Origin of the sequence: Arthrobacter sp. AOP36-C1-22 (assembly GCF_052377515.1) — a bacterium.
Classification (GTDB): Bacteria; Actinomycetota; Actinomycetes; order Actinomycetales; family Micrococcaceae; genus Arthrobacter_H.
Window position 1 is genome coordinate 20370 of sequence record NZ_JBQSWW010000030.1, and the last position, 13140, is coordinate 33509.

The following is a 13140-nucleotide window of genomic DNA, read 5'->3' on the forward strand; positions in this document are numbered from 1 at the left end:
AGCAGGCCCCCCGTCATGGTGGGCGTACCGCGCAGAAAGGTCTTTCGTGGAACAACGAACCATTCGCATCGCCGCCATCGGCAACGAGATCCTCGCCGGACACGGTGACCCGCGGTCACTGGGTTGGTATGGTCGGGTCCTGGCCCGCACCACGGGTGATGACTTCCGACTCCAGAGCTACACGCTGGCTTCCCCGGACGAGGGCACCGAGGCACTGGCCGAACGGTGGTTGCAGGAGGCTGGCCGGCGTTTCGGCGAGGGCTGCGACAACCGTCTGGTGGTGGCCCTGTCCGATTTCGACCTCGACCTCGGGCTTTCCACCGCCCGCAGCAGGCTGAATCTGGCCAACATCCTTGATGCCGCGTCACAGATGAGCATCAAGGCCATGGTCGTGGGCCCGATCCCCTCCCTCGATCAGGAGCGCAACGCCCGGTTGGCCGATTTGTCGGCTGCCTATGCCGATGTCGCCTCCCGCCGCCACCACGCGTACGTCGACACCTTCACGCCGTTGCAGAACCACGAACAGTGGCGCAACGACCTGGCCGCCAACGGGGGCCTGCCGGGACAGGCAGGCCACGGTCTCATTGCCTGGCTGGTCCTCCACCGTGGCTGGTACAGCTGGTTGGATCTCGCGGAACCGACCGGGGCGTAGCTCCGTCCGGGTGCCGGTGAATAGGACCGGGTCCCCGGGTGTGACAAGATGGAGGGCAGCTAGAATCCCCGAGAAGAGCAGGAGGCAGCTATGAGCAAGCGTGCACGTAAGCGCCGCGGCCGCGCCAAGAAGGGCGCGAACCACGGTAAGCGTCCGAACACCTAAACCAGGTGAACAGCGAAGAGCCCACATCCTTCAGGATGTGGGCTCCTTTGTGTTGTGGGTCAGTCGTGCCGGGTCTCCACCCGCAGCTCGCTGATCCGGCTCATGATCCGGGTCTTGAGCGTATTCGGTGCCACTTCCTGGCAGCTGCGCTTCACGACCGACCGGATGATGCATTCAAGGTCGTATTCGTGGGTGCATTCCTCACACCCCTCGAGGTGTTCGCGGACGTCCTTGAGGTCATCCACCGACAGTGCACCGTCGAGGTATTCGTACAGACGGGCGATCCGTTCGTCTCCGCAGTCGCCCAACGATTGGCAGTCGCCCATCATTTCCTCCCTTGTCCGGCCGCCGCCGGGCGGTCCGTCTCCTTCTGCGCCGTGCCCAGTCCCCTGGTGGCGGCGTAGTCGGCGAGTAGTTCCCTGAGTTGCTTGCGCCCCCGGTGCAACCGCGACATGACGGTACCGATCGGAATGCCGAGGATCTCGGCCACTTCCTTATAGGCGTAGCCCTCCACATCCGTGAAGTACACGGCCAGACGGAACTCCTCGGGAATCGACTGCAGCGCCTGCTTCACGTCGGAATCCGGCAAGTGGTCCAACGCTTCCGCCTCGGCCGAGCGCAGTCCGGTGGACGTGTGCTGCGCGGCCTTCGCCATTTGCCAGTCCTCGACCGTATCGGTGCTGGAACGCAACGGTTCGCGCTGGCGCTTGCGATAGAGGTTGATATAGGTGTTCGTCAGGATCCGGTACAGCCAGGCCTTCAGATTGGTGCCTGGTTTGTACTGGTGGAACGCCGAATAGGCCTTGGTGTAGGCCTCCTGGACCAGGTCCTCGGCATCGGCGGGATTACGCGCCATGCGCATCGCCGCCGAATAGAGCTGGTCGACATATTGCAGGGCATCCCGCTCGAACCGTGCGCGCTGCTGCGCTTCGGTCTCGCGACCCTCGGGGACGGCTTCGGTCCCTTGCTGTGAAGTGCTCATCACGGCCCAGTCTAGACCGGGAGCCGGACGACTGGGCGTTGGCTGGGCCACTCGTTCGGCGCAAGTCAATGTCGGCATGCTCGGCAGCACCCCCTTTCGAAGTCTCATTAAGCCGCCATCGCGGTTGCGGTGGTTCTCTGCCACCGGCCTCTTGTACTTCACAACAGCACGATTTGGCTGCCTATTCCCTTCCGACAGTGATCGGGGCACCGTCCGAACCGAAAAAGTGCGAGACTAGGACAAGCATGTGAACGCACTCCCGACTCCTTGGAGGAATCGATGTCCCTGGCTCGCCTGATTGCCCGTCCCCTGCTGGCTTCCAGCTTCGTGTTGACCGGTCTGGACCGCGTCCGCAAGCCCGAGGAGAGTGGTGAGCGGTTGCGCCCGAATCTGCGTCGTGCCGCCTCGGTGTTCCCCCAACTGGAATCGGTTGCCGCGAAGCCGGCCCTGGCCGCCCGCTGCATCGGCGCAGCCCAGGTCCTGTCGGGGCTGATGCTGGCCCTGGGCAAGTTCCCGCGTTTCTCGGCCTTCGTCCTGGTCGGTTCCTCCGCCGTCACCGGTTTCAACGACAACGCCGGCGAGTCCAAGCTGTTGACGTCCAGCCGGGTCAAGAATCTTTCCCTCGCCGGAGGCGTCCTGCTGGCCAGCGTGGACACCGATGGTGCCCCGTCGATGGCCTGGCGTGCCCGCCACCTCGGCAAGGATGCCCGCAGGCAGCTGGCCAAGGCCAATAAGGAACTTTCCAAGACGGTGCGTGACGGGGCCCAGGATGCCCGCAAGGCCGCAGAAGACGTGGTCGGCCGCTAGAGCACACGTCATGAGCAGCAACACCATCACCCCCGAGTCCACCACCGACTGGCCGGCCCCGCGGGCGCATGGCCGGATCGATGCCACCGTGCAGGTCCCGGCGTCGAAGTCGTTGACCAACCGATACCTGTTGTTGGCCGCCCTGGCGGATGGCCCCTCGCGATTGCGCAAGCCGTTGCGTTCCCGCGATTCCGACCTGATGATCCAGGCCCTTCGGGTCCTGGGTGCAGGGATCGAGGAACGCCGCAGCCACGACGGGGCCGGGCAGGATCTGCTCATCACCCCCATCGACCGCACGGTGGCCCGTGGTGCGCTCACCGTCGACTGCGGCCTGGCCGGGACGGTCATGAGGTTCGTCCCGCCGTTGGCCGCCCTGCTCGATGCCACCGTGTTCTTCGACGGCGACCCGGCCGCCCGGGTCCGTCCCATGGCCCCCGTGGTCACCGCCTTGAAGGATCTGGGTCTGCAGGTCGTGGACGAGGACCCCGGCATGCTGCCCTTCACGCTCGAGGCCACCGGTGTGGTGGCCGGAGGGGATCTACGGGTCGATTCCAGCGGTTCCTCGCAATTCATTTCCGCCTGGCTGCTCGTCGGGGCCTTCTTCGAGCACGGCCTGCGGATCGAGCACGACGGCGATTCGGTGCCGAGCCTGGACCATATCCACATGACGATCGCCACGCTGCGCGAGGTCGGGATCCGGATCGATGAGCCCGCCCCCAACCAGTGGCTCGTCCACCCCGGGACCGTGGAGGCCTTCGACGTCGCCATCGAACGCGACCTTTCCAATGCCGGCCCCTTCCTCGCCGCCGCATTGGCCGCCGGGGGCACGGTCCGGGTGCCGGATTGGCCCGCCGAAACCACCCAGGTCGGTGCCCGTTGGCCGGAGATCCTCACCCGGATGGGGGCCACGACTTCATATGAGGGCGGGGTACTCACGGTCAACGGCCACGGAACCATCGACGGCATCGAGCTGGCCGACGCCTCGGAACTGGCCCCCACGGTGGCAGCGCTGGCTGCCCTGGCGGGTTCTGAAAGCCGCCTGACGGGCATCGGGCACCTCCGGGGGCACGAAACGGACCGGCTGGCCGCCCTGGTCACCGAGATCAAGGCCCTCGGCGGTGAGGCCGAGGAACTCGCCGACGGGATACTGATCCGCCGACCCGTCGACCGGGGAGGACTCTTCCACAGCTATGAGGACCATCGCATGGCCACCGCCGGTGCGGTGATCGGCTTGGCCGTGGACGGGGTCCGGATCGAAGACATCGGCACCACGGCGAAGACCATGCCCGATTTCCCCGGGTTGTGGCAGGAACTGGCTGCGACCGGCGGGGCCTGACGATGGCGCGTGATGCCCGCAGTTGGGACGAATCAGATGTCAGGATCCGCCCCAATAAGAAAGGATCCCGCCCGCGGACGAAGGACAGGCCCTCCTATGACGAGGCCGTCATCGGGCGGATCATCACCGTTGATCGCGGCCGCTATACGGCGATCCTGGACGAGGACACCGCCACCGAGCGGATCGTCATCGCGGCCCGGGCCCGGGAGTTGCGGCGCTCCCCCGTCGTCCCCGGGGACTTCGTCGCCTTGGTGGGCGACACCACCGGCCAGCCGGATACCCTGGCCCGCCTGGTCAGGATCCAGGATCGCGACACGGTGCTGCGACGCAGCGCCGATGACACCGATCCGGTGGAGCGCATCGTCGTGGCCAATGCCGATCAGCTGGTCATCGTGGTCGCTGCTGCCAATCCGGAGCCCAGGACCGGGTTCATCGACCGGGCGCTGGTCGCGGCCTTCGACGCAGGCATCGACGCCATCCTGTGCGTGACCAAGACCGATATCAAGGATCCGGCCGAGCTGCTGGAAAACTACCGGCATCTGGACATGGACATCGTCACCAGCAAGAGCATCGCCGCCGAGGGGACGGGCATCGACGCCCGTTCGGCCGACGGCGCCTCGGCCCGGCTGGACGAAGGCGCCATCGTGGAACTTCGACGGCTGATGGCAGGACGCGTGACCGTGGTGTTGGGGCACTCCGGGGTCGGCAAGTCCACCCTGGTCAATGCCCTGACCGGGGCGCAACGCGCCACCGGGGGCGTCAATGCCGTCACCGGTCGTGGACGGCACACCTCGTCTTCCGCCATCGCCCTGCGGGCCGAGCAGGCCCCGGCGGGGACCTGGATCATCGACACGCCCGGCATCCGCTCCTTTGGTCTGGCACTGGTCGACCCGGACCACATCCTGGACTCCTTCCCCGATCTGGTCCAGGGTTCGGTGGACTGCCCCCGCGGTTGCCGGCACACCCCCGACTCCCCCGGCTGCGCACTGGATGCCTGGGTCCGTCGCCCCGAGGCGGATGCCTCGGGGGTGGCCCGGCTGGCTTCCCTGCGGCGTCTGCTCGGGGTCGAGGAGAAGGCCAAGGGCAAGGAACTAGGGTCGGTCTAGGAGCACGGTCCGGAGCGGTTCCTGCGGTAGGTTTGAAGGCATGACCCGCGACGTAATGAGCTATAACGACGACCTGCGCCTGGCACATGCCATTGCCGATTCCGTCGATTCCCTGACCATGTCCCGCTTCAAGGCACAGGACCTGCAGGTGGAGACCAAACCGGATCTGACCCCGGTCACCGATGCCGACCGGATGGCCGAGGAGGCCATCCGCAGCCAGCTGGGCCGCACCCGCCCCCGCGACGCGGTGCTGGGCGAGGAATTCGGCAGCACCGGTCACGGCTCCCGCCGTTGGGTCATCGACCCCATCGACGGGACGAAGAACTTCGTGCGCGGGGTTCCGGTGTGGGCCACGCTGATCTCACTCATGGATGAAGGTCGCGCCGTGGTCGGTCTGGTGTCGGCACCGGCATTGGGTCGTCGGTGGTGGGGAGCCGAGGGCACGGGCGCCTATACCGGCAAATCCCTGGCCTCGGCCACCCGTTTGAACGTTTCGGGGATCAACGACCTGGCCGACGCATCCCTGTCCTATTCAAGCCTGGGCGGTTGGCGCGAACGAGGGCAGCTGGAGAACATGCTCGATCTGCACGACGCCGTCTGGCGCACCCGGGCGTTCGGAGACTTCTGGTCCTACTGCCTCCTGGCCGAGGGCGCCGTTGACATCGCCTGCGAACCGGAGCTGAACCTCTACGACATGGCCGCCCTGGTCCCGATCGTCACCGAGGCAGGAGGACGCTTCACGTCCCTGGACGGCGAGGACGGCTGCATGGGAGGCAACGCGCTGGCCACCAACTCCCTGCTGCACGAGGCCACCCTGGACCTGCTCAACGGTTCACCCGATTCCGTGGTGCCCGACTCCGGCGCCCCAGCTGACCAGCGGGCCGACCACGCCTCCCCGTGGGAACGCGCCTAGGCTTCAGCGCGCGGCGCGGCGTCCTGCGGGACGACGCCGGTTGCGGCGTTGGGCCTGCGCGTCGCTAGCCAGTTCCTCGCGCTTGAGCCAGTTCATGACTCCGCTGGCGAGTGTCAGCACCAACATGATGCCGGCGAGCCAGAGGTGTCCTGCACTCCACAACGCCGCCACACCCAGCAGGAACAGCACGTGGGCGACCACAGGGTGGATGGGCCATCCCAGCCGCCACGGCGCCTGGGGCGAGAGCAGGAGCCCCCAGAGGATGACGAGCGGGATCAACACCACGAGGACGGACACCACCGGTGCCAGCGGCAGGAACTCGATCGCCCAGAGCCCGGCGGCACACAGCAGTGCCACCTCCAGGACGAATGCCAAGATCCCGGCGGGACGGATCGGCGTTCCGGAAGGCTTGTCCGCCACGACTTCCGCAGCGTTCTGCGGTTCCTCTTCCATGCCTTCTGCCTTTCCCCTCGAGGGGCAGCCCGGGAGCGGGCAGCCTGAATATTTGGTACACCTTCTGGAACATTCGGGTCCCGGTGTCTCTTCCATTCTAAGCATGCGGCCCGCGATAGCCGGGACAGCACGCAAAAGGCCCCGGAATCACGAGGATTCCGAGGCCTTTCAACCGTGGAGATGGGGGGAATTGAACCCCCGTCCGATGTGGTGTTGGCAGGACTTCTCCGGGCGCAGTCTGCTATGGGTTTTCTCTGCTCCAACAGCCGTCTCACAAACATGCGGCTGGACCCTTTCGGGATACCCCGAGCACAGTCATCTGAATTATGCCCGACACCCCGATGACAAAGGTGTTGAGCAGTGGCTATCTAAACGACGCCAGTATCAGGGCCGATAGCAATCCCTGGCTGACGGACTGTCTGGCTGCTTAGGCAGCGAGAGCGAAGTCAGTGCGCTTTGAGTTGGCACTTGTGTTTTGCAAAGAGCGTTTACGAGATAACTTTGCGTCCTCGGCCCGCTTCTCCTGTCGCGACTCACATCGTCGAAACCGATCATCCCCGTATGAATTTCTCAATGCGGGTTTCCCCGCTCAACCTGCGGGCGAAACCCGCAGGACATCTAGCATAACCCACGATGGGCGGGATTCATTCCCTGCCCGAATCCAGGGGTCAAAATCAGGACACGCCGCGGTTCCGTTCGCGCAGGGCCCGTAGTGCATCGCGGTTGTCCTGCTTCTCGCGCAGGGTCTGGCGTTTGTCGAATTCCCGTTTGCCCTTCGCCACACTTATTTCCAGCTTGGCGCGCCCGTCACGGAAATACAGTTGCAGCGGCACGATCGTGTAGCCGGGGTCCTGGATCTTCCGTGTGATCTTGATGAGTTCCTCACGGTGCAGCAGCAATTTCCGCCGACGCCGGCCCGCATGGTTCGTCCACGATCCGTTGAGGTACTCGGGGATGTAGATCCCCTCAATGTAGAGCTCTTCGTTATAGAACTGGCCGAAACCATCAACCAGGGAGGCCTTGCCCTGGCGCAGGGACTTCACTTCGGTTCCGCTGAGCACCATCCCGGCTTCGTACGTGTCCAGGATCTGGAAATCGTGGCGCGCCTTGCGGTTGGTCGCAATGACCTTGCGCTCGGTGGTGTCCTTGGGCATGCCAACCTCCTCCTGTATACGTCATGGTGTCGGGCCGTGGCCGCGGTGAGTCGAACATCAATCCTACGTCATCGGGGCCGGCGCCCGGGCGGCACGGTTGCTCCTGCATGCGGGCACCATCTGCAGGTTCCCTGCCCGGAGCACCGGGCGCTGCGCGGGGTTGCTAGAGCAGTCCCGCAGGGTTGACGACCTTGCCGTCGAGGATCGTTTCGAAGTGCAGATGGCAGCCGGTGGAGTTGCCGGTGGTTCCGACATAGCCGATCAGTTGGCCCTTGGAGACCTTCTGGCCGCTATGGACGACGTAGCTGCTCAGGTGGTGGTAGCCCGTCACCAGGGCGTGGCCCTTGACGACGCCATGGCTGATCTGGACCTTGTTCCCCGAGGTCGGGGACAGGGTGGCATACCAGACCTCACCTGCAGCTGCCGCGTGCACGGGAGCACCGCACCGACCACCGAAGCCCCAGTCGAGCCCGGCGTGGACGTAGCCACCCCTGCCGCCGTAGTCGATGGTTCCTGCCGGAGTGGGGCGCCAGCCGAACGTGGAGGTGATATGCCCGCCGGAGGTCGGTTTGGACAGGCCCCAACTGCTCGTACTGCTGGAGGACCCGCTATTGCCCTGGCTGGATTTCTTCTTCGCCGGGGCGCTGGTCTTCTTGCTCTTGCTGCGTTCGGAAGCGGCCTTCCGGTCCGCCGCGTCGGCTGCTGCACGCTTCGCGGCGGCATCGGCCGCATTGGCCCGGGCGGCCTTCTCCGCGGCAGCACGTTTGGCCCGCGCCGCGGCTTCGGCCTTCGCCGCGCGTTCTGCGGCTTGTTCGGCGGCGACCTTGGCGGCCTTTTCCGCAGCGGCCTTGGCAGCCTCTTCCTTGCGCTTGCGTTCGGCGGCCTCACGGATCAGACGCTCCTGGCGCTTCTTGATCTTGGCGACCACCTGGTCGTGCTCATCCTCTTGCTTCTTGATCTGGGCCTTGATCTGAGGACGTTTGGCGTTGAGTTCCTCGCTGGCTTCCTGGGCGCCATCGATGAGTTCGTCGACATGGCGTTTTGAGGCTTCAGCCTCGTCCCGGGCCGCCTGCTCCCGGACCAGTGCCGCTTCTGCCTGGCCCTTGAGGTCGCTGATCTCCTCTTCGACGGCGGCCAGTCGTGCCTGGACGTTGGCATCGGTCGCCTGCTGTTGGCTCAGATCGCTCAGTACGGCATTCTGGCTGCGCAGCGCCTGGTTGGCCAGGCCCAGGCTGTCGGCGAGGTTTCCTTGCTCGGAGTTGGAGTTGAGCATCAGGCTCAAGTTGCTGGAGACTCCCCCACGCTTATAGGCCTGGGTGGCGATCTGCCCGATGACCTTGCGGGTGTCTTCCATCTTCTCGGCGTCCTGGTCCATTTGACTGCCGATCTGGTCCTTCGAGGCCTGCGCGGCATCCACGCGTGCGGAGAGTTCGTTCACCTGCTCCGTGGCACTCTGGACGCTGGCCCGGGCGCTCGAGAGCTTCTCCTTCGCCGCCGGAAGCTTGTCCTGGTAGCCCTTGAGCTTCTCCGCGGTCTTCTGGATGTCGGCATCGAGGAATTCCATATCGGTTTCCAGGGAATCAAGTTGCTTCTCGACCTGTTGCTTGTGGTCGTCCAACTTATCGGCCTGGGCCACCGGAGCCATCAGCGACAGGGACAGCAGGCTCACCAGGGCACCACTAATCACGGCACGGGACAGGCTCCGTCTATTGCGGTCCGCCACAGGGTCGGTCCTTTCAGTGGTACGGCAGGTTCATCCTCGAAGGAGCCCGGGGAACACGGGCTCGGAGCAACCTAAACCTTCAGGTAACGCCTTAAGGTCAGGACCGACGATACACCAGCCAGGACGATCCCCAACGCAAGCAAGCCGGGGGCGACCAGGAATACCTCGTTGGTGGCAATGAAGGCAGTGTCCGGATACTCGATCGCCAACTTTCCTTGGATCAGGTATTTCACCACCGCCCACAGCGTCCCCGAGGCCAGCACGGCACCGATGAGGGCGGCGATGACCCCTTCCAGGACGAACGGTAGTTGGATCACCGCCTTCGAGGCGCCGACCAGGCGCATGATCCCGGTTTCCCTTCGTCGGCTGAAGGCCGAAAGCCGGATGGTCGTCGCCACGAGGAGCACGGCGCAGAAGATCATGACCACCGCAATGCCCACGGCCACCAGGGAGGCGACATTCATGACCGAGAAGATCTTCTCCAACAAGTCGCGTTGGTCGATGACGGTGTCCACGCCCTTCATGGGGGTGAACAGTTCGTTGATGACGTCGTATTTTTCGGGGTCCACCATCTTGACGCGGAAGGACTCCGGGAGCTGGTCCGCCGTGACGGTATCCACGATCGGCGAGTTCTTGAACTGCTCGCGGAAATGCTCCAGGGCCTGATCCTGCGACTCGTACTCGTAGCTCTCCACATACGGCTTCACCGCTGCGGAGTCGAGCTGGCTCTTGATGGCCGAACGCTGCGAATCGGTCACTGCACCATCGGCGCAGGTCTGGGAGCCGTAATCGTCTCCACACAGGAAGATGGCTACTTCGACCTTGTCGTACCAGAAGCCCTTCATCTGCGTGATCTGCATTTGCGTCAGCGCGGCGGCCCCGACGAACGTCAGGGAAATGAAGGTCACCAGGACCACGGAGATGACCATGGAGAGGTTTCGACGTAGACCAGAACCGATCTCGCCGAGGATGAATGCGAGTCTCATGCTTCGTCCTCCTCGGTGTCAAAGGGGGCAATGGCCTGGTCCCGCGGGTCGGCGGTCCGCAATTCGCGCGAGCCATCCCGATTGACGATGGGGATCATGGCCGTGTATTCGCCGGCTTGTTCGTCGCGAACGAGTTTGCCTTCGTCCAGTTCGATCACCCGACGGCGCATCGAGTTCACGATGTCCGTATCGTGGGTGGCCATGACCACGGTGGTCCCGTTTTGGTTGATCTTGTCGAGGATGTTCATGATCCCCACGCTGGTGGCGGGGTCGAGGTTTCCGGTCGGCTCATCCGCGAGCAGGATCCCCGGTTGGTTGACGATGGCCCGGGCGATGGCCACGCGTTGCTGTTCACCGCCGGAGAGCTCGTGGGGCATCCGGCGTTTCTTGTCCTCCAGGCCCACGGTCTTGAGGACCTCGGGGACGGTGCTGCGGATCGAGGCCCGGCCCTTGCCGATGACCTGCATCGCGAAGGCCACGTTGGAGAAGACATCCTTATTGGGCAGCAGCCGGAAGTCCTGGAAGACGACGCCGATGCCCCGACGCATGCGAGGGACCCTCCAGTTGGGGATTCCCGCCACATTCTGGCCGGCGACGTGGACGGAGCCCCGTGAGGCCTGGTCCTCGCGCAGGACCAGACGGATGAACGTCGATTTACCGGAGCCGGAGGCCCCCACGAGGAAAGCGAAGTCACCGCGATTGATCTCGACATCGATATCGTCCAGTGCCGGACGGGACTTCTGGTCGTAGACCTTGGTGACGTGCTCAAATCTGATCATGGCAGTTCTGCCCACTCGGACCACCGGTCAGTGTCCGAAAATGCGGGGCTTTGCTGGGGGAACGTACAGCACCGGCATTGAGCACTCTAGCCCCGACATTCTGCCTCCGGGTGCAGGTGGAAGCGTGTGTCGGGGTTCCGGCCCCGAGAGAACGGGCCCGGTCCTTGCCGGACCGGGCCCGTGATCACGGGAGCTGCCGGGGCCTATGCGCCGGCGAGCTCTCCGCCCAAGGTCAGTTCCGGCTCGGTCGCGGCCCGGACCTCCTCGACGCTCACCCCGGGGGCGGTTTCCAGGAGCACCAATCCCCTATCGGTCACCTCGATCACCGCCAGGTCGGTGATGATCCGGTTCACCACGGCCTTGCCGGTCAACGGCAGCGAGCACTCGCGCACGATCTTCGCCGAACCGTCCTTGGCCGTATGGTCCATCAGGATGATCACTTCCCGGGCTCCTTGCACCAGGTCCATGCCCCCGCCGGGGCCCTTGACCATCTTGCCCGGAATCATCCAGTTCGCCAGATCGCCCTGGGTGGAGACCTGCATCGCTCCCAGGATCGCCACGTCGATCTTTCCGCCGCGGATCATCCCGAAACTCATGGACGAATCGAAGAAACTCGCCCCCGGGTTGACCGTCACGGTTTCCTTGCCTGCGTTGATCAGGTCGGGATCCATATCCTCCTCGAGCGGGTAGGGCCCGACCCCGAGGATTCCGTTTTCCGACTGCAGGACCAGGGTCCTGCCGGCGGGGATGTAGTTCGGAACCAGAGTCGGCATCCCGATGCCCAGATTCACATAGGCCCCGTCCACCAGCTCCTGTGCGGCCCGCTCGGCCATCTGCTCACGTGTCAGTGCCATCGTCTCAACCTTCCTTCGTCGTCGAACCGGCGGGGCGCACCGTGCGCTTCTCCACTGGCTTTTCGATGTCCTGGCCCACTTCCAGGACACGGTGCACATAGATCCCCGGCAGGTGAACCTGGTCAGGATCGATCTCCCCGGGTTCCACGAGTTCCTCGACCTGGGCGATGCACACCTTCCCGGCCATCGCCGCCGGCGGGCCGAACTGCCGGGTCGCCTTGTTGAACACCAGGTTCCCGTGCCTGTCGCCCTTGAGCGCGTGGACCAGGGCGAAGTCGGAGACGATCGCCTCTTCCAGGACGAAGTCGTTCTTCTCGCCTCCCGGGGCGAAGGAGCGCACCTCCTTGGGTTCCGAACCCTGCAGGATGTTCCCGTCGGCGTCGTACTTCTGCGGCAATCCGCCTTCGGCGACCTGGGTGCCGACACCGGCTGCGGTGTAGAACGCGGCGATCCCCGATCCACCGGCCCGCAGCTTCTCGGCCAGCGTCCCCTGCGGGGTCAACTCCAATTCGAGTTCCCCGGTGAGGTACTGGCGGGCGAATTCCTTGTTCTCCCCGACATAGGAGGAGGTCATCTTCCGGATCCTGCCGGCGGCCAGCAACACACCCAGCCCCCATCCATCGACACCACAGTTATTGGAGACCACCGACAGGCCCGTCGCGCCTTGTTCCAAGAGGGCCTCGATCAATGCCATCGGGTTGCCCGAGAGGCCGAAACCACCAACCGATATCAGGGAACCATCCCCGATATCCGCTACGGCCTCCGCCGCAGAACCGACACTTTTATCCATGGTCATTTCAAAGACCTCCCTCGCACGATGAAATATTGCCGCGGTCCCGCCGTCGGGCGTTGTGACCGTTATTACGTTCCAACCTATCGCTTTCGGTGGGGCCCGACCGCATTGGTCCGCCCTTCCCGGGGCACCTACATCATCGGGCGCTCCATCCGCCGTCGACGGTGTAGGAAGCCCCGGTGACCATGCCGGCGTCCGGAGAGGCCAGCCATGCCGCCAAGGATCCGACTTCCTCGGGCTCGACGAGCCGTTTGACGGCCGATTCGGTGAGCATGATCGAGGAGATGACTTCGTCCTCGCCGATGCCGTGGATCTTGGCCTGATCGGCGATCTGGTCCTCGACGAGGGGTGTTCTCACGTAGGCGGGTTCGATGCAGTTGCTGGTCACCCCGTACTCTCCCCCTTCCAATGCGGTGACCTTGGACAGGCCTTCTAGG

The 13140-nt window shown here is 64.7% G+C and carries 16 protein-coding genes and 1 other RNA gene; 6 read left to right on the forward strand and 11 right to left on the reverse strand.

Features of this window, described 5'->3' with window-relative positions:
* The first annotated feature begins 46 nt into the window (after positions 1-46).
* The gene (locus ACT3S6_RS13930; protein WP_444555459.1) at positions 47-652 is read left to right on the forward strand and encodes a GDSL-type esterase/lipase family protein; all 606 of its coding nucleotides are present in this window, start codon (positions 47-49) and stop codon (positions 650-652) included.
* Between the two features lie 90 nt (positions 653-742).
* Positions 743-817 (forward strand): 50S ribosomal protein bL37, encoded by a 75-nt coding sequence (locus ACT3S6_RS13935; protein ID WP_444555475.1) that lies wholly within the window; start codon positions 743-745, stop codon positions 815-817.
* 59 nt (positions 818-876) lie between these two features.
* Here ACT3S6_RS13935 and rsrA read toward each other — a convergent pair whose 3' ends face one another.
* On the reverse strand, positions 877-1143 hold the full coding sequence (gene rsrA, locus ACT3S6_RS13940; protein WP_444555460.1) for a mycothiol system anti-sigma-R factor: 267 nt from the start codon (positions 1141-1143) through the stop codon (positions 877-879).
* Complete coding sequence (locus ACT3S6_RS13945) at positions 1143-1799, reverse strand: sigma-70 family RNA polymerase sigma factor (RefSeq protein ID WP_444555461.1); 657 nt, start codon at positions 1797-1799, stop codon at positions 1143-1145. The genes rsrA and ACT3S6_RS13945 overlap by 1 nt, the downstream gene beginning before the upstream one ends.
* A gap of 279 nt (positions 1800-2078) precedes the next feature.
* Between ACT3S6_RS13945 and ACT3S6_RS13950 the strand changes: the two genes are divergently transcribed.
* From ACT3S6_RS13950 to hisN, 4 genes are read left to right on the forward strand one after another with little or no spacing between them, the layout of a single operon-like run.
* Complete coding sequence (locus ACT3S6_RS13950) at positions 2079-2606, forward strand: DoxX family protein (RefSeq protein WP_444555462.1); 528 nt, start codon at positions 2079-2081, stop codon at positions 2604-2606.
* Between the two features lie 10 nt (positions 2607-2616).
* Positions 2617-3942 (forward strand): 3-phosphoshikimate 1-carboxyvinyltransferase, encoded by a 1326-nt coding sequence (aroA, locus tag ACT3S6_RS13955; RefSeq protein WP_444555463.1) that lies wholly within the window; start codon positions 2617-2619, stop codon positions 3940-3942.
* A 2-nt stretch (positions 3943-3944) separates the two neighbouring features.
* On the forward strand, positions 3945-5048 hold the full coding sequence (gene rsgA / locus ACT3S6_RS13960) for a ribosome small subunit-dependent GTPase A (RefSeq protein WP_444555464.1): 1104 nt from the start codon (positions 3945-3947) through the stop codon (positions 5046-5048).
* A gap of 40 nt (positions 5049-5088) precedes the next feature.
* A complete protein-coding gene (gene hisN / locus ACT3S6_RS13965) occupies positions 5089-5961 on the forward strand; it encodes a histidinol-phosphatase (protein ID WP_444555465.1) in 873 nt (290 codons plus the stop codon).
* A 3-nt stretch (positions 5962-5964) separates the two neighbouring features.
* On the opposite strand, the gene ACT3S6_RS13970 is transcribed toward hisN, so the two are convergent.
* The 9 genes from ACT3S6_RS13970 to ACT3S6_RS14010 form a co-directional block, all read right to left on the reverse strand.
* The gene (locus tag ACT3S6_RS13970; protein WP_444555466.1) at positions 5965-6414 is read right to left on the reverse strand and encodes a YrdB family protein; all 450 of its coding nucleotides are present in this window, start codon (positions 6412-6414) and stop codon (positions 5965-5967) included.
* Between the two features lie 172 nt (positions 6415-6586).
* Positions 6587-6973, reverse strand: a transfer-messenger RNA (tmRNA) gene (gene ssrA / locus ACT3S6_RS13975).
* 115 nt (positions 6974-7088) lie between these two features.
* On the reverse strand, positions 7089-7568 hold the full coding sequence (gene smpB, locus ACT3S6_RS13980) for an SsrA-binding protein SmpB (protein ID WP_444555467.1): 480 nt from the start codon (positions 7566-7568) through the stop codon (positions 7089-7091).
* Positions 7569-7731: 163 nt separating this feature from the next.
* Complete coding sequence (locus ACT3S6_RS13985; protein WP_444555468.1) at positions 7732-9291, reverse strand: peptidoglycan DD-metalloendopeptidase family protein; 1560 nt, start codon at positions 9289-9291, stop codon at positions 7732-7734.
* A gap of 71 nt (positions 9292-9362) precedes the next feature.
* The gene (gene ftsX, locus ACT3S6_RS13990; RefSeq protein WP_444555469.1) at positions 9363-10277 is read right to left on the reverse strand and encodes a permease-like cell division protein FtsX; all 915 of its coding nucleotides are present in this window, start codon (positions 10275-10277) and stop codon (positions 9363-9365) included.
* Complete coding sequence (gene ftsE, locus ACT3S6_RS13995) at positions 10274-11056, reverse strand: cell division ATP-binding protein FtsE (RefSeq protein ID WP_444555470.1); 783 nt, start codon at positions 11054-11056, stop codon at positions 10274-10276. The genes ftsX and ftsE overlap by 4 nt, the downstream gene beginning before the upstream one ends.
* Positions 11057-11259: 203 nt before the next feature.
* Positions 11260-11910, reverse strand: a complete 651-nt coding sequence (locus ACT3S6_RS14000) for a CoA transferase subunit B (protein WP_444555471.1) — start codon at positions 11908-11910, stop codon at positions 11260-11262.
* Between the two features lie 4 nt (positions 11911-11914).
* Positions 11915-12706, reverse strand: a complete 792-nt coding sequence (locus ACT3S6_RS14005; RefSeq protein WP_444555472.1) for a CoA transferase subunit A — start codon at positions 12704-12706, stop codon at positions 11915-11917.
* Between the two features lie 133 nt (positions 12707-12839).
* Positions 12840-13140, reverse strand: a 301-nt coding sequence (locus ACT3S6_RS14010) for an SDR family oxidoreductase (protein ID WP_444555473.1), incomplete at its 5' end; no start/stop codon positions are given.